Source organism: Mycobacterium sp. (assembly GCF_035653355.1).
Taxonomy (GTDB): Bacteria; Actinomycetota; Actinomycetes; order Mycobacteriales; family Mycobacteriaceae; genus Mycobacterium.
In genome coordinates, this window is the sequence record NZ_DASRBZ010000641.1 from 1 (window position 1) to 2,090 (window position 2,090).

General features: G+C 63.0%; 2 protein-coding genes. Both read right to left on the minus strand.

Annotated elements, in window-relative coordinates; translation table 11 throughout:
- Window positions 1-417: FAD-dependent oxidoreductase (locus tag VFA16_RS22020; RefSeq protein ID WP_324969875.1), on the minus strand; the 417-nt coding region annotated here is incomplete at its 3' end.
- A 63-nt stretch (window positions 418-480) separates the two neighbouring features.
- The gene (locus VFA16_RS22025; protein WP_324969876.1) at window positions 481-1,680 is read right to left on the minus strand and encodes an ABC transporter substrate-binding protein; all 1,200 of its coding nucleotides are present in this window, start codon (window positions 1,678-1,680) and stop codon (window positions 481-483) included.
- Between the last annotated feature and the right edge of the window lie 410 nt (window positions 1,681-2,090).

Genomic DNA, 2,090 nt, shown 5'->3' on the forward strand with positions numbered 1-2,090 from the left:
CCAGAACCGCCCCGGGTCCAGCCCCGGCATGCGCCGCGCCAGCTCGTCGGCGTCCCATACCTCATAGGGAATGCCGGCCCGGTCGAACATCCGCAGAATCCGGCCCGTGGGGGCGATGTCGACGTCGAGGAAGACCTTGCCAACCCGGTGGAAGCGCGCCATGCCGATGTCGTCCGTGCCTTCAAGGTGGTCGGACCATCTCTCCCAACAATGCTTGGATTCCCACGACAGCGCGACACCATCCCAGGTGGAGTAGTTGAAGCGGATGACCGCGCTCGATGCGCTGGTCGACCCCTGGCCGGGGCCACTCGCCTTGTCGACGACGACGACCGAAAGACCGCTTCGCGCGAGCTCGAAGCCGATCGAGGAACCGATCACACCCGCGCCGACGACCACCACGTCCGCCGTTACGCTCACGGGCTTCTCTTCCTAATCACTCCGGACTGCGACAAAGCCCGTGGGCGTCCTGGGTTCGGGCGGTCACGGAAGCGGACGCGGGCCCGATTGGTACATGAAGCAACGACAGCCAGATTGGAAGGCAACCAGTCTGTAAGCCGACGAGCCGTCATGCGGTCGACCTGAGGCGAAATACGTAGCGAACGTCGAGGCGGAGGCGAATCGGCTGCCAAGTCGGTCGACACCGTCCATCAAACTGCCAGAGGTCAAAACCCCGTGGTTCTGAGCGAATGCTGTTTGGAACAGGAACCAGTCGTCACAGATCCACGCCGCGATCCCCATCGTAGTTCCGGTGGACAAATTCTGACGAGCTGCCTTCATCGCCGAAAGGCAGCGGGCTTCTCCCGGAGTGTGCACTGTGGGCCAGTGCGCATCGTCAAGATCGAAGTACGGATCAAACCCGATTCCGGCGGCCCCCACCAACTGGTCGGCCGGCAGGTCCTGCTCGAGCACCCCCGGATACTCAAGCGAGCTGAGCTCGTAACGTGGGTGGTAGGCATCTTGCTCGGCGGCCAACGTGAAGTAAGCGGGTTCTCCGCCTATCGCGAAGAACACCCGATCGACGCCGTCGGTCTTGAATCTCAGTACCCCGTCTTGATATTGAGAGTCCGCGGAGCTGTCTGTTGCGGTGTAGAAGCTGTCGGTCAGTTTGAGCCCATGGCGCTTTAGCGCCGGCACCAATCCCGCGTCGACTGATGAATGGCCATCGGGGGTGTCGTATGCGACAACGCCGACTTTCGACGACGCGGTCAGCCATTTGGACGACCATAAGGCGTCAACGCTGTCAGCCATCAGGCGGGTGTAGTTGGGTGCGCTCGGCAGGATCACCGTGCCGGCGTAACGGTTCAAGAAGCTCGCTGAGAACTCCTCGTCAGGTGTGTCCACCGGCACATGATGCTGCTGCAAGCACTCGTAGAAGCTCGCGGGTAGCAGCGAAAGGTACGACGCGACCGCGAAGACATGATGGTCCTGCGTAAAGTACGCGCAGGCGGCTTGATAGGCCGCACTCGCGTTCGCATATGCATCGGCCACCTTCACGTCGTAGATCAACAGGTTCACCCGATGGCCAGCGATTCCGCCATGAGCGTTGATGTAGCCGACCACGGATTTCGTCATCGCCGCCTGATCACCAGTAGCCACACCGGAGAAGCCGAGCGACCGTTCGTAGTCCCCTGCCCCTTGGGCGGTCAGCGCCCCGATCGTGACCGGGCCACCCGCTTTCACAGTGGTCGAATTGTTGCCCGAAGAACTCTTCCCCGCGCTCGCCCCGATGCCCTTCGAACGGCCAACCGCAGCCGCAGGTCCCGCAGCCGGTCCATTGGGCGTCGTACCGATCGGGCCTGAACGGGCGCCGCGGGCGATCTGCTTGCCACCGGGTAGAGCGCTGGGCATTGGGCCACTGGAGAGGCCCAAAGCCCCCGCCTGAGCCCGAGGTACATCACTCATCGGCACGGTGGTACCGCAGGCTGCCGTCGCGATGACCGCCATTGTCACCGCGGACGCGAGCCTCCAACGCCGAGTGGGCGGCCCGACGTTATCGGACATGGCACTCCTTGAGATAGCTCAGGAAGGATGCCTGTACGCCGGTGACATGCGTCTCGTTGAGCAGTGAACGTGTAACGACCTCAGACCGG